At 44.1% G+C, this 25,046-nt stretch carries 19 protein-coding genes; 17 read left to right on the top strand and 2 right to left on the bottom strand.

Features of this window, described 5'->3' with window-relative positions:
• Positions 1-345: 345 nt before the first annotated feature.
• The 3 genes from A0O21_RS08055 to A0O21_RS08045 all read left to right on the top strand — a co-directional run bounded on the left by A0O21_RS08055 (position 346) and on the right by A0O21_RS08045 (position 6,038).
• Complete coding sequence (locus A0O21_RS08055; protein ID WP_067064044.1) at positions 346-4,740, top strand: PolC-type DNA polymerase III; 4,395 nt, start codon at positions 346-348, stop codon at positions 4,738-4,740.
• A gap of 184 nt (positions 4,741-4,924) precedes the next feature.
• On the top strand, positions 4,925-5,350 hold the full coding sequence (locus A0O21_RS08050) for a MarR family winged helix-turn-helix transcriptional regulator (protein WP_067064042.1): 426 nt from the start codon (positions 4,925-4,927) through the stop codon (positions 5,348-5,350).
• Positions 5,351-5,441: 91 nt separating this feature from the next.
• Positions 5,442-6,038 carry an NADPH-dependent FMN reductase gene (locus tag A0O21_RS08045; protein ID WP_067064039.1) on the top strand — a complete coding sequence of 199 codons (597 nt, stop codon included), beginning with the start codon at positions 5,442-5,444 and terminating at the stop codon, positions 6,036-6,038.
• 54 nt (positions 6,039-6,092) lie between these two features.
• On the opposite strand, the gene A0O21_RS08040 is transcribed toward A0O21_RS08045, so the two are convergent.
• Both A0O21_RS08040 and def read right to left on the bottom strand, forming a co-directional pair.
• Complete coding sequence (locus tag A0O21_RS08040) at positions 6,093-8,723, bottom strand: LTA synthase family protein (protein WP_082854435.1); 2,631 nt, start codon at positions 8,721-8,723, stop codon at positions 6,093-6,095.
• Positions 8,724-8,741: 18 nt separating this feature from the next.
• Complete coding sequence (gene def / locus A0O21_RS08035) at positions 8,742-9,356, bottom strand: peptide deformylase (RefSeq protein WP_067064037.1); 615 nt, start codon at positions 9,354-9,356, stop codon at positions 8,742-8,744.
• A gap of 312 nt (positions 9,357-9,668) precedes the next feature.
• On the opposite strand from def, the gene rpsO reads away from it, so the two are divergent.
• The 14 genes from rpsO to rpsI all read left to right on the top strand — a co-directional run bounded on the left by rpsO (position 9,669) and on the right by rpsI (position 24,557).
• A complete protein-coding gene (rpsO, locus tag A0O21_RS08030; RefSeq protein WP_067064034.1) occupies positions 9,669-9,938 on the top strand; it encodes a 30S ribosomal protein S15 in 270 nt (89 codons plus the stop codon).
• Between the two features lie 392 nt (positions 9,939-10,330).
• A complete protein-coding gene (gene adhE, locus A0O21_RS08025; RefSeq protein WP_067064032.1) occupies positions 10,331-13,012 on the top strand; it encodes a bifunctional acetaldehyde-CoA/alcohol dehydrogenase in 2,682 nt (893 codons plus the stop codon).
• 431 nt (positions 13,013-13,443) lie between these two features.
• Positions 13,444-15,609 carry a polyribonucleotide nucleotidyltransferase gene (pnp, locus tag A0O21_RS08020; protein WP_067064030.1) on the top strand — a complete coding sequence of 722 codons (2,166 nt, stop codon included), beginning with the start codon at positions 13,444-13,446 and terminating at the stop codon, positions 15,607-15,609.
• Between the two features lie 5 nt (positions 15,610-15,614).
• Entirely contained in the window at positions 15,615-16,364 is a 750-nt protein-coding gene (locus A0O21_RS08015) for an SseB family protein (protein ID WP_067064028.1), read from the top strand.
• Between the two features lie 566 nt (positions 16,365-16,930).
• Entirely contained in the window at positions 16,931-17,554 is a 624-nt protein-coding gene (gene cysE / locus A0O21_RS08010; protein WP_067064026.1) for a serine O-acetyltransferase, read from the top strand.
• 30 nt (positions 17,555-17,584) lie between these two features.
• Positions 17,585-18,364, top strand: a complete 780-nt coding sequence (locus tag A0O21_RS08005) for a nucleoside phosphorylase (RefSeq protein ID WP_067064023.1) — start codon at positions 17,585-17,587, stop codon at positions 18,362-18,364.
• Between the two features lie 254 nt (positions 18,365-18,618).
• Complete coding sequence (gene cysS / locus A0O21_RS08000; RefSeq protein ID WP_067064021.1) at positions 18,619-19,962, top strand: cysteine--tRNA ligase; 1,344 nt, start codon at positions 18,619-18,621, stop codon at positions 19,960-19,962.
• On the top strand, positions 19,955-20,356 hold the full coding sequence (locus A0O21_RS07995) for a Mini-ribonuclease 3 (protein ID WP_067064019.1): 402 nt from the start codon (positions 19,955-19,957) through the stop codon (positions 20,354-20,356). Before cysS ends, A0O21_RS07995 begins: the two co-directional genes overlap by 8 nt.
• 164 nt (positions 20,357-20,520) lie before the next feature.
• Positions 20,521-21,270 (top strand): 23S rRNA (guanosine(2251)-2'-O)-methyltransferase RlmB, encoded by a 750-nt coding sequence (gene rlmB, locus A0O21_RS07990; RefSeq protein ID WP_067064016.1) that lies wholly within the window; start codon positions 20,521-20,523, stop codon positions 21,268-21,270.
• A gap of 96 nt (positions 21,271-21,366) precedes the next feature.
• Positions 21,367-22,227, top strand: coding sequence for a DegV family protein (locus A0O21_RS07985; protein WP_067064014.1), 861 nt, complete (start codon positions 21,367-21,369; stop codon positions 22,225-22,227).
• A complete protein-coding gene (locus A0O21_RS11155) occupies positions 22,228-22,368 on the top strand; it encodes a DUF6440 family protein (RefSeq protein ID WP_418346442.1) in 141 nt (46 codons plus the stop codon).
• Between the two features lie 291 nt (positions 22,369-22,659).
• Complete coding sequence (locus A0O21_RS07980; protein ID WP_067064011.1) at positions 22,660-23,103, top strand: Hsp20/alpha crystallin family protein; 444 nt, start codon at positions 22,660-22,662, stop codon at positions 23,101-23,103.
• Between the two features lie 593 nt (positions 23,104-23,696).
• Complete coding sequence (gene rplM, locus A0O21_RS07975; protein WP_067064009.1) at positions 23,697-24,143, top strand: 50S ribosomal protein L13; 447 nt, start codon at positions 23,697-23,699, stop codon at positions 24,141-24,143.
• Between the two features lie 21 nt (positions 24,144-24,164).
• The gene (gene rpsI / locus A0O21_RS07970) at positions 24,165-24,557 is read left to right on the top strand and encodes a 30S ribosomal protein S9 (protein WP_067064006.1); all 393 of its coding nucleotides are present in this window, start codon (positions 24,165-24,167) and stop codon (positions 24,555-24,557) included.
• Positions 24,558-25,046: the final 489 nt, after the last annotated feature.

Here is a 25,046-nt window from a genome sequence, read left to right as displayed (position 1 = left end):
ATCAAGCGCATATATCTAAAAAATGAAACGAGGCAGGACTTTTGTCCCAGCCTTTTTTATGTCAGTAAATAGCCAAAGGCTGCTTATGGCTACCTTTCACACAAGCTGCAAAAGCAAAAAACAGTGAGCCAGAAAGCTATGATTTCGTCCGCGCCCCCTTCTAGTCCTCCTAGAAGGGGCGGTCGGATGCTAAAGTAGAGGCGTGAGCCTGCTGGGAGAACGGATGAGAACCGCTCTGCAGAAATTTTTGTTTTTTTGCTGAATGACAGACATGGACTTGAGTTTGAGCTCGAAAATTAAGAGGACTTATGATAAAATAAGAATTGAGAGATTCAGGAGAAAGCTATGTCAGATTTATTTAAGAAATTAATGGATCAAATTGAAATGCCGCTTGAAATCAAAACTTCAAGTGCTTTTTTAGCTGCTGATATTATTGAGGTTAAGCTGCATTCGGTCTCGCGTCTTTGGGAATTTCACTTTTCTTTCCCGCATATTTTGCCGCTGGACGATTACCGTGAGCTGGCCTACCGACTGTCATCTGCTTTTGCAAAGGCTGATATTAAAACATCTTTCAGTATTGAGGCTCCCAAAAAAGATTTTTCACCCGATTTGCTTCAGGAATACTACCGTTATGCCTTTGAACTGCCGCTGTGCAGCAGTGCTGGATTTAAGTCGGTTTTTTCCTCTCTTCCTGTTTCTTATGATGGAGAAAGCATTTTAATTAGTGCCCCCCAGTATGCCAGCAACGATCATTTTATCAAGAACCATCTGCCAAAGCTAGAAAAGCAATTTGCCCTTTTTGGCTTTGGCAAAGTTCACTTTCAAATAGCAGCAGACGAAGCGATAACCCAAGAACTCCAGACATCTTTTGAGGCCAGCCGCGAAGCTTTGCTTGAAAAAGCAGTGCAGGATAGCTTAGAAGCTCAGAAGGCGCTGGAGGCAGCTGTTCCTCCGCCGCAGGAAGCGGAAAAGACAGCTTTTGATTTTGCCAGCCGCAGTCAAAAACGTCAGTCCAGCTTAGATAAAGCTGAAATTACGCCTATGGCCGATGTTGAAACAGAAGAGAACCGCATTGTGTTTGAAGGGATGGTTTTTGAATCCGAACGCAAGACAACCCGGACAGGCCGGCACATTATCAATTTTAAGATGACAGACTATACATCCAGTTTTGCTATGCAAAAATGGGTCAAAAATGATGACGAACTGAAAAAATACGACATGATTGCTAAAGGGGCCTGGCTGCGTGTTCGGGGCAATATTGAGAATAACCCTTTTACCCGCACCCTAACAATGAATGTTCAAGATGTAAAAACCATTGTCCATCAGGAGCGTAAAGATTTAATGCCGGAGGGGCAAAAGCGTGTTGAACTTCATGCTCATACTAACATGTCGACAATGGATGCCCTGCCGACTGTTGAGCGCTTGATTGATACGGCTGCCAAATGGGGGCACAGAGCCGTGGCTATTACCGACCATGGTAATGTACAGAGTTTTCCCCACGGCTATCATCGGGCCAAACAGGCCGGCATCAAGGCTATCTTTGGTTTAGAGGCTAATATTGTCGAGGATAAGGTGCCGATTGTTTATCATCCGGTGACTATGGATCTGCACGAGGCGACCTATGTTGTTTTTGACGTTGAAACAACCGGACTTTCTGCTGTAAACAATGACTTAATTCAAATTGCTGCTTCAAAAATGTTTAAGGGAAATATTGTGGAGCAGTTCGACGAGTTTATTGATCCGGGCCATCCGCTCTCAGCCTTTACTACTGAGTTAACGGGTATTACCGATAATCATGTCAAAGGGGCTAAGCCTTTGCTGCAGGTTCTGCAGGAGTTTCAGGCTTTTTGCCAAGGGACGGTTCTGGTAGCACATAATGCCAGTTTTGATGTTGGCTTTATGGATGCTAATTATGAGCGTCACGGTTTGCCTGTCATCAGTCAGCCGGTTATCGATACGCTGGAATTTGCCAGAAATCTTTACCCGGAATACAAGCGTCACGGTTTAGGTCCATTGACAAAACGCTTTCAGGTTTCTCTTGAACACCATCACATGGCTAACTATGATGCTGAAGCGACAGGGCGTCTGCTCTTTATTTTCCTGCAGGAAGCCAGAGAAAAGCACGGTTTAACCGATTTGGCAGAGCTCAATACGAAACTGGTTGCCAAAGATTCCTTTAAAAAAGCGCGGGTTAAGCATGCGACGGTTTATGTGCAAAATCAGATCGGGCTGAAAAACATGTTTAAGCTGGTCAGTCTGGCAAATGTGGATTATTTTGCTGGTGTCGCCCGAATTCCCAGAACTGTTTTAGATCAGCACCGCGAAGGTCTGCTTCTGGGGACGGCTTGCGCAGAAGGAGAAGTTTTTGATGCTGTCCTGACCAGCGGTGTGGACGCAGCAGTGGAAGCAGCTAAATATTATGACTTTATCGAAGTCATGCCGCCAGCCATTTATGAACCCCTTCTTGCCAATGAACTGATTAAGGATAAAGAAGGTATCCAACAGGTTATCAAAGATTTGATTGAGGTTGGCCGCAGGCTGAATAAGCCTGTTATGGCTACCGGAAATGTCCATTATATTGAACCTGAGGAGGAGATTTACCGTGAAATAATTGTTCGCAGTCTGGGACAGGGGGCGGCGATCAACAGACCGATCGGCCGCGGGGAGTCTGCTCAGCCGGCTCCGCTTGCTAAAGCCCATTTCCGAACAACCAATGAAATGCTGGATGACTTTGCCTTTTTGGGTGAAGAGCTGGCCTATGAACTTGTCGTGACAAATACCAATGCTTTTGCCGACCGTATTGAAGAGGTTGAGGTTGTCAAATCAGACCTTTACACCCCTTTTATTGAAAATGCAGAGGAACGGGTTGCTGAGATGACCTACCAAAAAGCCTTTGCTGTTTATGGAAATCCGCTGCCTGATATCATTGACCTGCGAATCGAAAAAGAGCTGACGTCAATACTGGGGAATGGTTTTGCGGTGATTTATCTGGCATCTCAAATGCTGGTTAATCGCTCCAATGAACGCGGTTATCTGGTCGGATCGCGCGGTTCGGTCGGTTCCAGTTTTGTGGCCACGATGATTGGGATTACAGAGGTTAATCCGATGCCGCCCCACTATGTCTGTCCTCATTGTCAGCATTCAGAGTTTATTACAGACGGAACAGTCGGTTCCGGTTATGATCTGCCGGATAAAAACTGTCCGGAATGCGGAACACCTTACAAAAAAGACGGCCAGGATATTCCTTTTGAAACTTTCTTGGGCTTTGATGGCGACAAGGTTCCGGATATTGATTTGAACTTTTCCGGAGATGATCAGCCGCGGGCCCATCACGATGTCAGTGATATCTTTGGTGAAGAATATGCCTTTCGTGCCGGCACTGTAGGAACGGTGGCTGAAAAAACGGCTTACGGCTTTGTTAAAGGTTATGAGAGAGACTATGGCAAATACTACCGCGATGCAGAGGTTGACCGTCTGGCCAGCGGTTCAGCCGGAGTAAAACGGACAACCGGCCAGCACCCGGGTGGAATTGTTGTTATTCCAAGTTATATGGATGTATACGATTTTACTCCGGTTCAATATCCTGCTGATGATTCAAAAGCTGAGTGGCGGACAACTCACTTTAATTTCCACGATATCGATGAAAATGTTCTTAAGCTGGATGTTCTGGGGCATGATGATCCCACAATGATTCGCAAACTGCAGGATTTGTCAGGGATTGATCCGACTGAAATTCCTGTTGACGATCCCGACGTCATGAAACTGTTCTCAGGAACTGAGGTGCTCGGGGTTACACCCGAACAAATCGGGGCCTCAACAGGAATGCTGGGTATCCCTGAATTCGGTACAAACTTTGTTCGGGGAATGGTTGATGAGACACATCCAACCACTTTTGCCGAGCTCCTTCAGCTTTCGGGGCTCTCCCACGGAACCGATGTGTGGCTGGGCAATGCTCAAGATTTGATAAAAGAAGGTATTGCCACCCTTTCCACTGTTATCGGCTGCCGTGATGATATCATGGTTTACCTTATGCATGCCGGTCTTGAACCCAAAATGGCCTTTACCATTATGGAGCGGGTCCGTAAAGGAGCTTGGCTTAAGATATCTGAAGAAGAACGCAGCGGCTACATTCAGGCTATGCGGGAGAATAATGTTCCTGATTGGTATATTGAATCCTGCGGAAAAATTAAGTACATGTTTCCTAAAGCCCATGCAGCAGCTTATGTTTTGATGGCACTTCGTGTGGCTTACTTTAAGGTGCACTATCCGCTTTATTATTACTGTGCCTATTTCTCTATCCGTGCTAAGGCCTTTGAATTAAAAACCATGAGTGCTGGTCTTCAAGCGGTTAAAGCACGGATGGCGAATATCAGTACGAAGCGCAAAAACAATGAAGCTTCTAATGTGGAAATCGATTTGTTCACCAGCCTAGAGCTTGTCAATGAGATGCTGGAGCGTGGCTATAAATTCGGTCAGCTGGATTTATACCGGAGCGATGCGGTGGATTTTCTGATTGATGGCGATACATTGATACCGCCTTTTGTAGCCTTGGATGGTTTGGGTGAAAATGTTGCCAGACAGATTGTAGCTGCCCGCAAAGAAGGTGAGTTCTTATCGAAGATGGAGCTGCGCAAGCGCGGCGGTCTGCCGGCAACTCTTGTTGAAAAAATGGACGAAATGGGAATTTTAGGCAACCTGCCGGAAGACAATCAGCTCAGTCTGTTTGACGATTTCTTTTAAGACTAAACGAAACAGCCTGAGCTCTTTAATCAGTCAATGGATAAACTCCTATTTTCAGCAGTGGTATCTCCGGATAGTTCCAGCTGTCCGGAGTTTTGTTTTGACTTAAAAGCTGGCAGTGCCGGTTGAGAAAACAGTTAATTAGTGTTAGGATAAAAAAGAGGGTCACTGTGAGGAGGGAGCAATGACAGAATTTAAAAATTCAGCTGTCAAATTAATGGTTGTTATGCGTAAAGCTTTTCGAACGATAGACGCTAAAGTTTCGGAATCTTACAAAGAAGATAACCTGACTGCAACTCAGTTTGCTGCTCTTGATGTCCTTTATGCTAAGGGAGAGATGACAATCGGTGAACTGATTGACAAGATGCTGGCAACATCAGGGAATATGACTGTGGTTATCAAAAATATGGAAAAAAAAGGCTGGGTCAGCCGCCGACTTAATCCTGAGGACAGGCGGGCCTATTTGGTTGATCTGACCAGTCTGGGCCGCCGTGTTATTGAACGTGCTCTGCCAGCTCATATTGAAAAAGTGGAAGCGGTCTTCTCTTTGCTTTCTGAAAACGAACAAGAAGAGCTGATTGCCCTATTAAAAAAATTTAAAGATTTGTAGGCATTTTGATTGACTTTAGCGGCAGACTGTTTTATAATTTACTACATAGTAACAGTTATAACTATATAGTGATAAATAGATAGGAGTGCAAATGTCTTTTATTAACGCATTAAAACAGTTTTTTAAAGGAGAAGAGGAAATGAAAAATATTTTATTTGTTGTCGGTTCACTTCGTGAGGGTTCTTTCAATCTGCAAATGGCTCAGGCCGCAGAAAAGATCCTTGCCGGTAAAGCCAAGGTATCCTACTTGGATTACAGTCAAGTGCCTCTCTTTAATCAGGATCTTGAAACGTCGGTTCTGCCAGCAGTCGCAGATATGCGCAAAGCCATTCAGGAAGCTGATGCTGTTTGGATTTTCTCACCCGTTTACAATTTTTCAATTCCAGGTCCGGTGAAAAACTTACTGGACTGGGCGTCACGCGCCGTTGATTTGGCTGATCCGACAGGGCTATCAGCTATTGACAGCAAAGTAACAACAGTGTCTCTTCTGGCTAACGGCGGTCATGAGCAAACAGCTGCTATTTATCGTGACCTGCTTCCTTTCATTCGAACAACTTTTGTAGATCAAGTCACTGCAGCGCAAATTAATGATGAAGCTTGGGCAAGCGGAGAGCTGACCTTAAATGATAACGTTTTAGAAGAACTCAGCAAACAGGCAGATGCTGTCTTGGCAGCTATCAATAACTAGTTAAATAATCTGCAGGTCAATCAAAAAAACTCACATCATGTGAGTTTTTTTGATTTATTCATAATACTGTGTTAAAGTCAGGGCACTTTTATCCATCACATTATTATATTCCAACAGCCGGTACTGGCTGAGGAGCTGGCTGTCTGCAGGGGCTTCTTCAGAATAAGTATAGCCGTCATCATAATAGCCCCAAGTCGTCATGATAGGAATTTGCTGCTGCAGTTCTGACAGGAACTGATAATAAGACGATACTGGCAAAGGATAGTCTGTCTGCGACAGAATGTCAAACAGATAAGGAACAATATAATTGGGACTGAGCTGAATTTCTTCTTTCTGGGGCAGATCAAAATTAGCCCACATGACAAAAGGCGTTTGATATTTGGCGCTGGGATCATTGGCATCTAATGCCGGTTCAAAATAGCTGTTAGAAAGTCCCGGCTGATGATCGCCGTACATGATGACCACAGTCGGTTCATCAGAAGTCTTAAGATAAGTGATAAAGTCGCTGAATGCCTCATCCGATGCTTTGACACTGGATAAGAAATCAGTCGCACTGCTGTCATCATCTCCATTGACAATAGAGACAGTCCTCGGGCTCTCTTCTTCCGGAAGACCGTAACTTTCGTGTCCCTGCATGGTAACAATAAAATTAAAGAGCGGATCCTGCTTTTCTTCAATCAGTTTCTGACTGGCCTGATAAAGGCTGGCATCACTGACATAGTTGCGCAAATTCTGAACCTCAACAAGATCTTCAATGCTAGGTGTTGAATTGTTGAAATAGCTCTCGGCAAAATCAAAGTAGCTGTAGACTAAATTGCGGCGGTAGAAATTTTCCAAGTAAGGATGAAGGGCTACGCTTTGGTAGCCATAACTGTTTAAAGCACTGGTGATATTATTTTTAGGTGAGGTGATCAGCTGCTGATAAGGAAAAGCATTTGGTGGTAAGATAGCTAAACTGTTGCTGGTCAGCACCTCGTATTCCGTATTGGCCGTACCGCCGCCCAGTACAGAAGCGTAGAGCACCCCCTTGATTGTATTATCATCCATAGAGTGGATAAAGGCCAGCGGATCAGGCTCAAATTCCAAAGACGTCAATTGCGCATAATCGGTCAGCGATTCATTTTGGATAATGATAATATTCGGTTTCTGCTTGGCAGTCTCTGTCTTTCTCGGGTATTGACTCAAAATATCCTTGACAGCATCAGTGCTGTAACCTTCCGGCTCTGTGACGTGCGAGACTTCATAAAATCTGACAAAAGAAAGAGCAAATCCATGTTCATAATATGTTTTCTGCATCGCAAAAAAGAGCAGGCGCATCTCCACACTGTCAGCAATATGGTAGACCAGGGGTCTGGCCACAAAAAATGCGGCCAGTACACCGATAAAAGCGGTTATGATTTTCTGATAAACTGTCTGACGCAAAAAGGCCAGCCTGCTTGGCAGTTTCTGCCAAACAGAAAAAGGCTTTGGTCTGGCAAATAGTTTTCTGGAAGATGGCAGGAAAGCCAGTGCTATGCAATAAAGAGCGCTTAGAAAAATAAGTCTCGGGATAATCAGTTCAACGATGATAGCCGTATTTTGCGCTACATTTAAACCATCGCGAATCTGCAGAAAATGGTAAGCTAAAAGGGGGGTTGACCTGAGGGCAATCAATACCTTATTGACGATTCCCATGATAAGAGCGGCAACTGCAGCCAGCATGCTCGCCAAGCGCAGAGAAGTGGTTATCATGGCTAAAGTCAGCCAAACGATAGTAATAATAGCCAGATTGGCCGGAATATCAGCTGCATTCAAATTAGAATCATAAGCTGAAGGGCTTTCCAGCAGATAAAAAATTAAGAGCGGCGCAAGAGCGATCAAAAGCAGATAAAGAATCTGTCCCAAAAAACGCCACCTTTTTTTGACGAAATACAGCAAAACCTGCCCTAAAATTAATGATAGAAAGGTGAACAGGCTCAACACCAGCATAGCCTTGTCAAAGCTGTAGAGCGTATTAGAAAAGACAAAGCTTTGCGGCAGCGTGTAAGCTAATCCGGCTGATAAGGCGTAACAAGCTGCAGCCAGCAGTCCAAAGGCCAGAAGGAACTGCTGGATTCGCAGTCTTTTATAGAGTTCCAGCCGGACAAAGACAGGCAGCACTGCTGCTAAAACGATGATTTGCAGCCACCAGCCGGCATTTGCAGCACTTAAGCCGTAATGCTGAGGGAAATCAATGGTCAGCAGTTCATAGCTTTCCTCTTCCTGATAGGTATTTATCTGCATGTAAAGGACATCATCAAGATAAATTTGCAGGTAACCGCCTAGATAATAACGGCTGTATTCAAAGGAAATATTTCTGACCGGTCCATCATGCTGGATTTCCATAGTCGGATTTTCCAGATCATCTGTGGCTTCTGTTATGTTAATAGGAATAGGTACGGCAGCGCTGTATACACCCCAGTCATTGCGGACAATTTCTTCATCACTTAGCGGCTGCCCCTCTAAGGCAATTTGCCGTGTGTTTCCGCGATAGCCGGCTGCTAAAGGGTCTTTTTGCTTGGCTGCGACAATCTTGATGTTGCCGCTGTTATCGGCTACTTTTAATTCATTGCGTAGCAAAAAGACATAGGAAAAAAAGGCTAGAGCACAGACAAGGCTGATGAGGAATTTCTGTCGCTTTTCAATCCAGTTGACAATTCTTTTCACAATGCACTCCTTGATGATTTATTCAATAATCAGCAAGCCTTCTTTAACAGCAAAAGGCTCAGCTTCATTGATGCGGTCATAGAACATAATACCGTTTGTATGGTCAATTTCATGCTGAACGACAATAGCCCGATAGCCCTTTAACTTAATCCTTTGTTTTTCCCCATTTTTATTGTAGTAATCAACGGTTACACGAGCATGGCGGATAACATACCCGGGAACTTCCCGGTCAACGGACAGGCAGCCTTCGCCGTCAGCCAGTGTAGCCTCTTGTACGGAATGAGCAACAATCTTAGGATTATACATGACTTCCTGCAAACTATAGCTTTCTGCCGGTGGGTTGCCGTCCTCATCCTCTGGGTTAGGAATCAGCACTGCAATAATCCGTTTAGAAATATTGAGCTGCGGAGCAGCCAGTCCAACACCGCCCCGCAGGCCCATTTTTTCAGCTGTCGCAGGATCCTGAGAGTTCTTAAGAAACTGCAGCATTTTTTCCCCCAGAATAATGTCCTCGTCCTGTATGGGCAGGCTGACATCTTTAGCCCGTTCCCGCAGAGTAGGCTGCCCTTCACGAATAATATCATCCATTGTAATGACACGGCTCGGCCGTATTAATTTGTCCTGTACTGACATGCTGTTCTCCTTTATTAATGCGATATTAAATTATTTTTGAATTCAAACAAATCTACTATATCACAAAATGGCCTGTAAATAAAGAAGAGAGTTTTAATGACAAGCTGTTCTTGTCCTGCTTGCAGAGTGTTTTTATCTTTGAATTTTTTAGCTGAAATATAAGGAAAGATCCGACAGCTGTTTAATTAATGTTTGACGGGCTTTTTTGAATTTGTTACAATAAGAACAGTCGCAAAGACAAACTAACTTTTTCTTGGTTCCGGGACCTGCCAAAACCCAGAACTCGGATGAAGCAATAAAAGGAGAAGAACTATGGCAATCTCAAAAGAGAAAAAAAATGAAATTATTGCACAATATGCGCGCCATGAAGGCGATACGGGCAGTGTTGAAGTACAGGTAGCTGTTTTGACTTGGGAAATCAACCATTTGAACGAGCATATCAAGCAGCATAAAAAAGACCATGCAACATACCGTGGACTGATGAAGAAAATCGGCCACCGCCGGAACTTGCTGGCTTACTTGCGCCGTACAGATGTCAACCGCTACCGTGAGCTGATTCAGTCCTTAGGACTGCGCCGCTAAGCAAAAACAATTATTTAAAGAACCCAAAGCCCGAACAAACGATTTTGGCTTTAGGTTCTTTTTTTAGACAATGAAGGCCGGATGACTAGAAAGCAGCGGCAGGCAAATAGTAGAGAAGCACTTCAGACTATTGGAATCTCCTCTTTCTGTGATTTTATTTGACAGCTTTTATATTATGCCTCATTCAATCAGACTTATTTTTTAGAAATCAAATCCTTCTTATCCCTGTCCTGCAAGGCTTTGCACCTATCACTGACAAAATAAATGAAAAAAATCACAAAAAAGACTTGATTTCGGGGAAAGAAAATTATATAATAACAAGTGAAAAAAATCACAAATGAATTTTCTTAGCTTGAAAATTCAGCCATCGCTATTTACAAAGGAGTTTTTTAATGGTTAAAGAAGCAAAAACAGACGTTAAAAAAGCAGAACTTTCACAAGAAGAGGCTGCGGCTCAGTATACGAACGGCTTAGTTGAAAAGGCTTTGGCTGCTGAGGCGGTTTATGCCACTTATACACAGGAACAGGTGGATAAAATCGTTGCAGCCATGGCCTTGGCGGGTTCTGAAGCATCTCTTCAGCTGGCAAAAGAAGCTCATGAAGAAACCGGCCGCGGTATTGTTGAAGATAAGGATACGAAAAATCACTTTGCTACAGAGTATGTTTACGAAAGAATTAAAAATGAAAAAACTGTAGGCATTATCGGTGAAGATAAAGTTGCAGGCGGTGTTAAAATCGCAGCTCCTCTGGGTGTGCTGGCCGGAATCGTGCCGACTACCAATCCGACTTCAACAACCATGTTTAAGATTTTAGTCGCTCTGAAAACCAGAAATGCTATTGTCTTTGCTTTCCACCCGGCAGCTCAAAACTGTTCAGCGCATGCAGCCCAAATCTTATACGATGCAGCTGTTAAAGCCGGTGCACCTGAGAATATTATTCAATGGATTGACACTCCATCAATCGCTAATACCAGCGCTTTGATTTCCAACAAAAATATTGCTTCCATTTTGGCAACAGGCGGTCCGGGCATGGTGAATGCGGCTCTTAAATCAGGGAATCCATCTATGGGTGTTGGTGCCGGTAACGGTGCGGTCTTTGTTGATGCGACAGCCCATCTCGATCGGGCCGTTGAAGACCTTCTCCTGTCAAAACGTTTCGATAACGGCATGATCTGTGCTACTGAAAATTCAGCAGTTGTTGAAGCACCGGTTTACAAAGAGTGGCTGGAAAAAATGCAGGAAAAAGGCGCTTATCTGGTTCCTAAGAAAGATTACAAAAAACTTGAAGATTTTGTTTTCAATGATGGCCACGGGGTAAACGGACCGGTTGCCGGTATGTCGGCGCAATGGATCTGCGAACAGGCCGGTGTCAATCTTCCGGAAGGCAAAGATGTTCTCTTGTTTGAGCTGGATAAGAAAAATATCGGCGAAAAACTGTCATCAGAAAAACTTTCTCCTCTCCTTTCTGTCTATAAAGCTAAAGACCGTCAGGACGGTATCGAAATCGTAGCTGCTCTGCTGGATTATCAAGGGGCAGGCCACAACTGTGCTATTCAAATCGGCTCACAGTCTGATCCGTTTGTCACTGAATTCGGTGATGCTCTGAATTCGTCTCGTATCTTGGTTAACCAGCCAGACTCAGTCGGCGGTATCGGAGATGTTTACACAGATGCGCTGCAAGCCAGCTTAACTCTTGGAACAGGATCATGGGGGAAAAATTCATTGTCTCACAATTTATCAACCGGCGACCTTTTGAATGTGAAAACTGTTGCTAAGCGCCGCAATCGTCCGCAATGGGTCCGTCTGCCGGAAAAAACTTACTACGAAAAGAATGCCATTTCTTACTTGCAGGATGCCTATGAACCAATGAAGCGCGCGCTTATCGTAGCTGACCCCGGTATGGTTCAGTTCGGTTTTGTTGACACAGTTTATGCGCAGCTCGCTTTACGCGATGAAAAGGTTGTGACCTCTCTTTACGGCACCATCAAACCGGATCCGACTTTAGGCCAAACTATCGAAATTGCCAAACAAATGCGTGATTTCAAACCGGACACCGTTATTGCTATCGGCGGGGGTTCCGCAATTGATGCGTCTAAGATTGCCCGCTTGATTTATGAGGTATCGCTTGATAAGGAAGCTGGCTGGCTCGACAGTTATGACAATGTAAGCGAGTTCTTCCTTGAATTGCAGCAAAAATTCATTGATATCCGTAAACGGATTGTCAAATTCAAACACCAAACAGAAACACGCCTCTTCTGTATCCCGACAACTTCAGGGACAGGGGCTGAAGTGACACCGTTTGCTGTTATTACTGACGATTTCACTCATGTCAAATACCCGCTGGCCGACTATGAGCTGGTTCCGCAAGTGGCAATTGTTGATCCGGAATTTGTTATGACTGTGCCAAAACGGACTGCTGCCTGGTCAGGTCTTGACGCCTTGTCACATGCGCTGGAATCTTATGTTTCAGTTATGGCTTCTGACTTCACAAGACCTTGGTCGCTTGAAGCTATCAAACTGATTATTGAGAACTTAGAAGATGCTTATAACTATGATCCTCAAAATCCGACTCTGCGCGGCGAACAGGCTAAAGAAAATATGCATTATGCTTCTACAATTGCCGGTATGGCCTTCGGGAATGCCTTCTTAGGAATTAACCACTCTCTTGCTCACAAAACCGGTGGGGAATTCGGTCTGCCGCATGGTCTTGCTATTGCCATTGCCATGCAGCATGTTATCCGCTACAATGGAGTAGCCGGCAATGTGAAACGCTCTGTCTACCCACGCTATGAAGAATACCGTGCACAGCGCGATTACGCTGATATTGCTCGCTATCTGGGTCTGCAGGGCAAAGATGATGCGGAATTAGTCGAAGCACTTTGCCAACGCATCGATAAACTTATGCATGCTGTCGGTGTTGAGCCTAAACTGTCTGCTAATGGCGTTACCAAAGAGGCCTTTGATGCAGCTGTTGACCGTCTGGCAAGTCTGGCTTACGATGATCAATGTACTCCTGCCAACCCGCGTCAGCCTTACATTGCAGAGCTGAAACAATTGTTAATTGACCAGTTCTAAGAGCTGATAAAAATGGAAAGTGGGACAAGAACTTCCAATAAACCACTGCGTCAAACGCATATATCTAAAAAAATGAAACGAGGCAGGACTTTTGTCCCAGCCTCTTTTCTTCATTAGGGAAGAGAAAATCATCTGCTGCTCATTTTAAAGACAGCAGTTTTTTTGAAAAAGAGACAGTTTTCCGGATTTTTTATTTTGCTTAAATTATGGTATGATAATAACAATACGTGGTTTTATACAAAAACAAGTTTGTAAAGGCCTTACAGATTAGTTTTTGTAGAAAACACGTATGCTATCATTATTATAAGAAGCAAAAACGTCACTATTTTTAAGGGTATCAGCCTGCTGACCTTGATATAACCGCTGGGTTTTAGCAGTTTCATCCGGATAGATAGTATTTTAAATATTTTTGATGACTTAAGGAGATGACAATGACAAAACAGGTTTTTCAGACAACTTTTGCCGGCCGGCCCCTCATCATTGAAATCGGCCAGCTGGCTAAGCAGGCCAACGGTGCCGCCTTGATTCGCTATGGGGAAAGCACTGTACTGACAGCTGCTACCATGTCAAAGAAAATGTCCGCCGGAGATTTTTTCCCTTTACAAGTGAATTACGAAGAAAAGATGTACGCAGCCGGGAAATTTCCGGGAGGATTTAATAAACGGGAAGGCCGCCCTTCAACAGATGCGACTCTGACGGCTCGTTTGATTGACCGCCCGATTCGGCCGCTGTTTGCAGAAGGGTTTCGTAATGAGGTACAGGTCATAAATACGGTTCTGTCTTACGATGCAGATGCCAGCGCCCCTATGACCGCAATGTTAGGTTCATCCCTGGCCTTATCTGTTTCGGATATTCCTTTTGAGGGTCCAATTGCTGGTGTTCAGGTGGCTTACATTGACGAGGACTTTATCATTAACCCGACAGCCCAGCAAAAAGAGCAATCGCTTTTAGATTTAACTGTAGCAGGGACGAAAGATGCCATTAATATGGTAGAATCCGGGGCTAAGGAACTATCTGAGGAGATTATGCTTGAAGCTTTGCTCAAGGGACATGAGGCGATAAAGGAGCTGATCGCTTTTCAAGAAAATATCATTGCTCAGGTCGGCAAGCCTAAAGCCGAGGTTGAACTCTTGCAAGTCGACAGCAGTCTTCAGGAAGAAATTACTGCAGCCTATTCTCTCGAGCTGCAAAAAGCGGTTCAGATAGAGGAAAAACAGGCTCGTGAAGCGGCTACCGAAAAACTTAAGGAAGAAGTGACAGCTGTCTATGAAGAGCGGTTTGCAGATGCCGAAGATTTGGATACCATCATGCGGGATGTGGCTGAAATTCTTGAGCAGATGGAGCATGCAGAGGTTCGCCGCCTGATTACTGAAGATAAGGTTCGTCCTGACGGCCGCAGGATTGATGAAATTCGTCCGCTGGATGCTGAGATTGATTTTCTGCCGCAGGTTCATGGCTCCGGCCTCTTTACACGCGGGCAGACACAGGCTTTATCCGTATTAACTCTGGCCCCTATGGGAGAAACTCAAATTGTTGACGGTTTAGACCCAGAATATAAGAAACGGTTTATCCATCACTATAATTTTCCCCAGTATTCTGTCGGCGAAACCGGACGTTACGGGGCACCCGGCCGGCGGGAAATCGGACACGGTGCACTCGGTGAGCGGGCCTTGGCTCAGGTGCTGCCTAGTTTTGAGGATTTCCCCTATGCTATCCGTCTGGTGGCAGAGGTACTGGAGTCTAATGGATCCTCTTCACAGGCTTCTATCTGTGCCGGAACTCTAGCTTTAATGGCTGGGGGCGTCCCTATCAAAGCGCCTGTTGCCGGTATTGCAATGGGGCTGATTTCAGATGGGACACGGTATACCATTTTGACAGATATCCAAGGTTTGGAAGACCACTTTGGCGACATGGATTTCAAAGTAGCGGGTACGCGCCGAGGGATTACTGCCTTGCAGATGGATATCAAAATTGCCGGTATTACACCGCAAATTTTAGAAGAGGCTCTGGCTCAGGCCAAGAAAGCTCGCTTTGAAATTTTAGATTTAATCGAAGCTACAATTCCTCAGCCGCGGTCTGAACTGGCACCGACAGCGCCTAAGATCGATACGATGACAATCGATGTTGATAAAATCAAAATTGTCATCGGCAGAGGCGGGGAGACTATTGATAAAATTATTGAAGAAACCGGCGTTAAGATTGATATTGATGAAGAAGGCCATGTTGCTATTTATTCCAGCGATCAGTCAGCTATTGAACGGGCTAAAGAGATTATTGCCGGTTTGGTCCGCGAAGCTAAGGTGGATGAAGTTTATCACGGCAAGGTTGTGCGCATTGAAAAATTTGGTGCTTTTGTCAATCTTTTTGAAAAAACAGATGCTTTAGTGCATATTTCCGAGCTGGCCTGGAGACGGGTGAACAAGGTGGAAGATGTGCTGAGTCTAGGCGATGAAGTTGATGTTAAAGTTATCAAGATTGACGATAAAGGCCGGGTAGATGCTTCAATGAAGGCCCTGCTTCCGCGTCCGCAGCGGTCAGAAAAAGATCACAAAGAGCATTCGCACCATAAACATCATCATAATAGGAAAGAAAAATAGAGGACATGAGCAAAATAGAAGAACTTGATGTCAGTCTGCGAAAGTTTATTGCAGACCCTGACCATTTTTTAGACAGCATTGCCTTGGTCAATGCCCTGCACAGCTATCCTGTTTTGGCCAGTGATCAGCCCTATATTCTTGAAATCAGCGGCCAGCAAGTAACTCCTGTCTTTACCGATTTTACTGATTTAGATAATTTTAAAAAAGAGGAAATCAGTGCCAGAAATCAGCACTGGACCAAGCGATCTGCTTTGACCGTCCTAGAAGAAGGGATTGCCAAAGGCTCTGCCGGTTTGGCTTTCAACTTGAAAAAAACAGGAGATTTTGAGAATTCAACTATCTTTTCAAGCAAGGATATGATCCAGTTTTTGGCGACTTATAGTTCTATTTTGGATCACTTACTGAATGAAAAAAATGTACAGGCCGATACTATGGATAAATATTATCTGGTGCCTGTCTATATTCATCCGCAGGAAGATAATCATTTTGAACGTCTTTTTCCAATTATGGCTACCCCGGAAGGGGAACGCTATGTCCCCATTTTCTCTAACCTGGCCAGCTTTGCCAAATGGTACAATAAGGAAGAATTTGGCGGTGCTTTCCGACAAGCGCAGGGCCTTATCCTGACTTGGAAAATTGAAGATATTTATAAACCAAGGGAGGGTCAGGCAGAAACAGAAGAGACCTTTGGTCTGGCTGTTAACCCATTTGATGAAGAGCAAATTTTAATCAATTGGTCGGATATTGATGTTTAAAATAAGGTTAAACGCTGCGAAGAAAAGATGTTCTGACTTAGAATCTGGCGATTCGTCAGTCAGTCCCCTGTTTTTGCTGTGAGCTTTAAACGCCCTTTGTATCTTGTGTAATTGAACACGGCCTAAGAGCTGTGCAAAAAAGACAGCCTGTCCTAGAGACCTATGGCTCTTCGTCCAGTCTCCTATTTTTGCTTTGCTCTTTTAACGGCCTTTGTATCTTGTGTAATTGAACACGGCCTAAGAGCTGTGCAAAAAAGACATACCTAAGTTTAGAATTGATTTCAAGTTAACCAGCCGTAGCCGTCTGAAGGCTTTATCGTCCTAGCGGCCGCCCGCAGCCTTCTAGTCGTCCTGGCAGAGGTGCGCCGACGAAATCGAAGATTTCTGGCTTACCGTCATTTTTGCTTTGCTCTTTTAACGGCCTTTGTATCTTGTTTGAACTGAACACGGGCTAAGCTCTTTGCAAAAAAGATAGCCTTCCCTAGAGTCTTTAGTGACTCGGCGGTCAGTCTCCTATTTTTGCTGTGAGCTTGAACGCCCTTTGTATCTTGTTGAGAGGAGTTGTTATGGGCTGGTGGAAAGAAAGTATTGCTATTGTAAAAGAAAATGATCCGGCTGCCCGCACGTCACTTGAAGTATTGTTGACTTATCCGGGGATAAAGGCTTTGGCTGCGCATCGGCTGTCTCATTTTTTATGGGTGCGTGGTTTTCGCTTGCTAGCGAGGATGCATAGCCAGTTTTGGCGATTTTGGACGCAGATTGAAATTCATCCGGGCGCTGAAATTGCTGAAGGAGTCTTTATTGACCACGGTTCTGGTTTGGTGATTGGAGAGACGGCTGTTGTAGAAAAAGGGGCTATGCTCTATCACGGCGTAACCTTAGGGGGAACCGGGAAGGATGTGGGCAAGCGTCACCCCACTGTCCGTAAGGGGGCTCTTGTTTCGGCTCATTCTCAGGTCATCGGACCTATTGAAATTGGAGAGAATGCCAAGGTTGGTGCTGCAGCGGTTGTTGTTGCGGATGTTCCGCCTGATGTCACCGTAGTAGGTGTTCCGGCTAAGGTCGTCCGTGTCCATGGTAAGAAAGATGAAGCAGCTATCAGTCAGTTGGAAGAAGAACGGGAATCAAAATACTACACATCGAAACTGGAAGAAGCGCGTTATGCAAGCTTACACTCTTCTAAGCTTTGATAGTGGAGGCAGCAAGTTATAGGAGGCAGTATGCTGTTGAATGAATTTGATGACAGTCCTGCTATTATCGAACCAACAGACAAAGCTGTTCGAGGCGGCGGAGAGGTCTGTGAAACCATTATTCTTTCTTTTGCCGGTGACATGGTGGAAGAACTGGCTGGGCTTCCACAAGTTCATCTTGGCGGTTATTTGCAAAACCTTAATGGCAAGCAGTCCTGGTTTATCTACCAAAGAAGCAGACAAAAGGTCGCGGTCTGCCTGGCTCCTGTTGGTGCACCGGCGATAGTTGGCGTTTTAGAAGAACTAAAAGCTAAGGGCTTCCGCAGGTTTATCATTATGGGGTCCTGCGGTATTCTGGATAAAACTATAACAAGTCAAACCATTATTTTGCCGGTTTCTGCTCTGCGTGATGAAGGGACAAGTTACCACTATGCTCCTGCCAGCGAGGAAATCAGATATGATGAGGCGTCGTTGGCTATTATGGAAAAGGTTTTTGACAGACATAGTATCAGCTATATAAAAACAAAGACTTGGACGACAGATGCTTTTTACCGTGAAACGCCGGAAAAGGTTAAGCGCCGCATGTCCTCTGGTGCCGCAGTCGTAGATATGGAAGCGGCGGCTATCATGGCTTGGGCCAGATTTCGTCAGGCGGAAGTATGTCAGTTTTTCTATCCGGCTGATTACGTCAACCGACTTGATGGTGCTTGGGAGGCAAGGCGCAAAAGCTTGCCTGATTGGCTGCCTTTATTTGATCTGGCTTTAGCTATTGCGAAAGAGGCTGAAAATGAAGCGATTTTGGAAGAATAATAAATGGTTATCAATTTATCTAATCGGCAGTTTTGGCTATGTTATAGGGCAAATCCAATCAGGGCATTACAGCTCTGTGTATCCGATTCTGATTTTTATTCCTGTTTTGATTTTATACCTTTACTGGGCAGACAGAAACAGGAAGTGATGGCAGCGAACAAAGAAATAAAGTCCTGTCTTAACAGTGACCGGATCTTGTAAACTGACATATATATTAAAAAGCCTGCAAGAAATTTGAGGGAAGGTAGGTGCCTATGATTAAGATTTATGACACAATGACCCGCAGTCTGCGTGATTTTATACCAATTACTGATAAAACCGTCAATATGTATGTCTGCGGACCGACTGTATACAATTATATCCATATCGGTAATGCCCGCAGTGTTGTTGCCTTTGACACCATTCGCCGTTATTTTGAATACCGCGGCTATACGGTTAATTATATCTCTAATTTTACTGATGTGGATGATAAAATTATCAAAGGGGCAGCTGAGGCCGGTATGGATACCAAAGCATTTTCCGACAAATTTATTGCTGCTTTTATGGATGATGTTAAGCGTCTCGGGGTCAAGCCTGCGACAAAGCATCCGCGTGTTATTGACTACATGGATCAAATTATTGATTTTGTAGAGGTTTTAGTGGCTAAAGGCTATGCCTATGAGACAAATGGCGATGTTTACTTTCGTGTGGCAAGGTCTGAAAATTATGCTAAATTAGCCAATAAAACACTGGCAGACCTTGAGGTCGGAGCCAGCGGCCGAGTAGAAGGTGAAGGCGATGACAAGGAAAATCCGCTTGATTTTGCGCTTTGGAAGGCGGCTAAACCGGGAGAAGTCTTTTGGCAGAGTCCTTGGGGAGCAGGACGTCCCGGCTGGCACATTGAATGCTCCGTTATGGCTACAACTATTTTAGGGGACACCATCGATATCCATGGTGGCGGTACTGACTTAGAGTTTCCTCATCACACCAATGAAATCGCCCAGTCAGAAGCCAAAACGGGCCAGACTTTTGCTAATTACTGGATGCATAACGGATTTGTCAATGTTGACAATGAAAAAATGTCTAAGTCTCTCGGCAATTTCGTAACCGTCCATGAGATGCTAAAGACTGTTGATGGTCAGGTTTTGCGCTTCTTCTTGGCTACACAGCACTATCGCAGACCGGTTAACTTTACAGAAAAAGCGGTCCACGATGCGGCTGTCAATCTGAAATATCTTAAAAACACCTATCAGCAGCCCTTGACAAAAGAAGTTGATACGGAAGAAATTGAACGTTTTACTGCTGATTTTAAAGCTGCTATGGATGATGATTTCAATGCAGCAAACGGGATAACTGTCCTTTTTGATTTGGCTAAGTGGATTAATTCAGGCCATTATGACCAAACTGTCAAAGAGACTTTTGCGAAAATGCTGGCTGTCTTTGGTATTGTTTTTGAGGAAGAAGTACTTGACAGTGAGATTGAACAGTTAATTGAAAAACGCCAGCAGGCCCGTGCTAACCGTGATTTTGCGACAGCAGATGCTATTCGTGACCGCTTGGCAGCACAAGGCATTAAGCTCCTTGATACGAAAGATGGAGTGAGGTGGAGCCGTGACTGAGCATTTTGATGCTGAGCTTATCAATGGGATTGCTCTGGCTTTTGAAGGTGATGCGGTTTATTCGATGTACATCCGCCGTCATTTGATTTTTCAGGGACTGACCAAAGCCAGCCAGCTCCACCGTCTGGCCACTCACTATGTATCAGCCAAAGCACAGGCGATGCTGGTCAGCAAACTCTTGGAAGAAGGCCGGCTGACAGATAAAGAAGAGGCTATTTACCGGCGCGGCCGCAACGCTAAAAGTTACACAAAAGCTAAAAATACAGACATTATTACTTATCATATGTCTACAGGATTTGAGGCTGTTATGGGCTATCTGCACATGACTGAACAGCACAGCCGTTTGGAAGAGCTGATTGCTTGGTGCATAGCTGCTGTAGAAAGTAAGCCCTGATTTTGGCAGCTGCCATGCCATCTATCTGTAAGGACAGAAAAAAACAGTATCTAAACCGTTAGTTTCACAGCAGAAGACAATTCACTCAGACTAGCTTCAAAGATGCGGTGCAATCCCTCAGGCGGCAGTTGAAAATACCAGAGGGACTTGCTATAATTTCTTATATGAAAAACAAACAATCTAAAAGCCCTTCCTCTATTGTTTACGGGGTTCATACGGTCATCGAAAGCCTGCAGGCTGACAGTGGCCGAAAGCTCTATATTCAGAATGATTTACGGGGAAGAAACCGAGATAAAATCCAAAATTTAGCAGATAAAAAAAATGTTCCTGTTTCTTTTCTGCCTAAGACAGCCTTATCTGAAATGAGCGGTCAGTCTGTCCATCAGGGGTTTGTCCTGCAGGTAACTGAATTTGCTTACACAGAACTAAAGAGCTTACTTAAGAATGCGATGCGGGATGATAACCCTCTTATACTTGTTTTAGACGGTTTAACAGACCCTCATAATCTTGGTTCCATTTTGCGAACAGCTGATGCAGCTGGTGTATCTGGGATTATTATCCCTAAACACCGTGCAGTCGGGGTCACCTCAACAGTAGCAAAGACAGCAACAGGTGCAGCAGAATATGTCCCCATTGCCCGTGTGACGAACATCAGCCAAACTCTTGCTACGCTCAAAGAACAGGGGTTTTGGATTTTTGGGACGGATATGACAGGAACCCCGTTTTATAAGTGGAACACATCGGGGAAACTGGCATTGGTTATTGGCAGTGAAGGAAAAGGCATCTCTCCCAATGTTAAAAAACAGGTGGATGAAATGGTGACTATTCCAATGAATGGTCATGTGCAGAGCCTCAATGCCAGTGTCGCGGCAGCAATTTTAATGTATGAGGTTGTGAGACAGCGCTTGACATAGCTGAAATAACAAGAATGCTTTATGGTCATAATATCTGCTAAATAAATAGACAGCCAAAAATGATTTGATAAGAAAGGTAAGTTGAAAGAGACTAATATGGGATTAAAAATCATAACGGATTCCACTGCTGATTTGCTGGAAAGCTGGGCTTTGAAAAATGATGTTCAGATAATGGGGTTGACTGTCCAGCTGGATAATGTTACTTATGAGACGGTCGGACCTGATCGGCTGACAAGTGAGTTTTTATTAGAAAAAATGGCAGCCGGCGGAAAGCCGACGACAAGCCAAGTCAATGCCGGACAGTTTGAGACGGTTTTTCGGCAGGCAGCTGAAAACGGAGAAGATGTTCTTTATATCGCTTTTTCATCCGTTCTGTCTGGTACGTATCAATCATCTCTGATAGCGCGTGACATTGTTCGGGAAGAATATCCGGAGGCTGTTATTGACATTGTTGATACTTTAGCAGCAGCCGGCGGAGAAGGCTACTTGGTCATGCTGGCGGCCAAAGCCAGAGCAGAGGGGCAGTCTCTTCAAGACATCAAAGCCTTAATTGCTGATGTGGCTCCTCGGCTGCGGACCTTCTTCTTGGTGGACAATCTCTATCACCTGATGCGCGGAGGCCGTCTGTCTAAAACCTCCGCACTTGTCGGAAGTTTAGCTAACATTAAACCTTTGCTGTGGCTGGATGCCAGCGGCCGTCTCGTGCCTTTGGCAAAACTGCGCGGCCGCAAAAAAGGTATGAGAGAAATGATCAAACAGGCAACGGCGGATCTCGGTCATGATACAGCAGTAGTGGCCTATGCAAATGATGATAAAGCCGCTCAAAGCTTAAAAGAACAGCTTCTGGAATATGAAGATATCAAGCAAGTCATCATTCTGCCCTTGGGTCCGGTGATTTCAACACATGTTGGCCCGAATACCTTAGCCGTATTTACAATTGCTAAAAATGCAAGATGAATAAAAGCCCGGCTGACTGAAGCTTCTGATTATCTATCAAAGATAGACGGAAGTAAAGAGACTGGAGTCAACTATTTCTTTCACTCTAACAGCAATGCTGGCGGTTTAACCCCTTTGTTGGACAAAGAAAGGACGTTGTAGCAGAAATCGCTGATGCCCCTTTCTAAATGAAATACGCAAAAAAGCAGCAAATGAGTTTTGCTGCTTTTATTGCCAGCATTTACACTTCTTATCTTAAACTGTTATAACAATAATAAACATAGTTGGTTAGGTCTTTCGGTATAATCTTATCGGCTCCTGCAGATTGTAAATTAAAATAGCAGTAAGGCCTGCTAAATGCTTGAAAATAGGAAGTCTGAGCAGTATAATTAGCTTGTAGGGGTAACCATCTCTTAAAAAAGAGAGGAATAATAGGTGAAGGAGGTAAGTAAAATGCTGACACCTAAATTATTTTCAGATGGCCTATTAGATAACTGGTTTGACGATGTATCAAAGGAATTTACGAATATCCGGCGTAATATCAGCAAAAATGCCGGTCGTGAAATGTTGATGGATGTCAAAGATAAAAAAGACCATTATGATGTGGAAATTGACTTACCGGGGGTTAAAAAGGAAAATATAACCATTGAACTCCAGAATGGCTATCTAAACATCACAGCCTCAAAAAGTCATGATCGGGAAGAAAAGGATAAGGAAGATAACATTATCCGTCAAGAACGCTATTACGGCACAATGTCAAGGAGCTTTTATGTAGGTGATAATGTGACAGCAGATGATGTCCACGGGAAGTTTGAGGATGGGGTACTTACCCTCACGATTCCTAAGAAAGAACCTACTGAAAAGCTCGATAATCCTAATCGTATTTCAATCGATTAAGACTTGCTGAAAAAACATAGAGTCTGGGACGACAGTCTCGGGCTCTTAACTTGTTATAGGCAAATAGTTGAGAAGAAAAAAGCTGAATGGGCAAGTATAGTTCTGAAAAGCTTAAAAAGCGGCTAATCAGCTTAAACGTGTCTGTTTGGCATATTGGCATAGTACTAAGCGGTGATGTCAAAAAGTACTTTTACCGGAGTTAGCTTACTCACTTTTGTCGCTGTCGCACTTGACAGCTATCTTTTTTTATTATTAAGAGCGCCGCCAATGTTATTTATAGTATAAAAAAGAACAGCATCCCAAGAAAACATTATATTTTAGTCTGAAAGGAAAAACGTCCTTGAGATAGCTGAATGATTAAGAACCATTGCAAATTCGGAAGCAGACACGATTTTGTTAATTAGCAAACGCCACTAATTATAGTAGAGACACTTTGAAAATATAGGAAAAAAGTCTTGACTTTGGTCTTAGTTTTTTGGTATGATTATGAATGGTATTGTTTACCCCATTTGAAAGGCCCCGGAACCCTTCAAATACCTTGTGGACCGGAACATCCACTGCTAGTAAACATAAAGATTTGTATAGGAGAAATCATGAATAAAACAACATACATGGCTAAGCCAGGTGAAGTTGAACGCAAATGGTACCTTGTTGATGCGACCGATGTGCCGCTTGGACGTCTGTCAGCTGTTGTTGCCAGTGTTCTTCGAGGAAAAAATAAGCCTACTTATACCCCTCACACTGATACCGGTGATTTTGTTATTGTTATCAATGCTGAAAAAGTAAAATTGACTGGCAAAAAAGCAAGCGACAAAATTTATTATACGCACTCAATGTATCCTGGCGGTCTAAAACAAATATCTGCAGGAGAATTGCGCTCCAAAAATGCTGTGCGCTTGATTGAAAAATCAGTTAAGGGTATGCTTCCGCACAATACTCTTGGCCGTGCACAAGGCATGAAGCTGAAAGTATTTGTCGGCCCAGAGCACACCCATGCTGCTCAACAGCCAGAAGTGCTCGATATTACAGGACTTATCTAAGAGAGAAAGGAGCATCAATAAATGGCACAAGCACAATATACAGGTACTGGACGCCGTAAAAATGCAGTGGCTCGCGTTCGTTTAGTCCCAGGAACTGGTAAAATTACAGTAAATAAAAAGGATGTTGAAGATTATATCCCTCGTTCTGATTTGCGCCTCATTATTAATCAGCCGTTTGCTGTAACGTCAACAGCAGGTTCTTATGACGTTTTTGTCAACGTTGTAGGCGGTGGTTATGCAGGACAATCTGGAGCCATTCGCCACGGTATTGCCCGTGCGCTTCTTCAAGTTGACCCTGACTTCCGTGATTCACTTAAACGCGCAGGCCTCCTTACCCGTGACGCCCGTATGGTTGAACGGAAAAAACCAGGTCTTAAGAAAGCGCGTAAAGCATCACAATTCTCAAAACGTTAATTATCAGCGATATATCGACATTTCAAAACACTCCATGGTTCACACCAGAGAGTGTTTTTTGATTGTTAATTGACAATCTAATATTCTTGTCGGCCATGTCCTCATCAGGCTAAGGTGTTTCGGGTTGAAATAGGAGTCAGTATGACTTAAACTATATTTTAAATGCTAATATTGTGAATTGTTTATGTCTTATACAATAAAAGAAGTTGCTGAAATTAAATGAGCCACTCATCTGCTTTACACTTTTATGACCAGCAGGGTTTACTGTCGATGGTCGCCCGGAAAAATGGGACACATATTTTCGAAAATGGAGATTTCAACGGCCCTGTGCGTCCAATACCCTGTGTTGTATAGAAAAAAACGTGACAGCAATCGAAAAAAAGTGGCTTCCCCCCTTGACAACAGCTTGTAAGAGATGCTATACTAATTGAGCTGTCAGAGAGAGCTCAGGGCAGAGTTTAAGGTTGAGGAAAAAGGGGAAAAAAGTCC

This window comes from Streptococcus pantholopis (assembly GCF_001642085.1).
Classification (GTDB): domain Bacteria; phylum Bacillota; class Bacilli; order Lactobacillales; family Streptococcaceae; genus Streptococcus; species Streptococcus pantholopis.
Note: the sequence above shows the minus strand (reverse complement) of the source record. Positions and strands in the feature narration are given on the sequence as shown.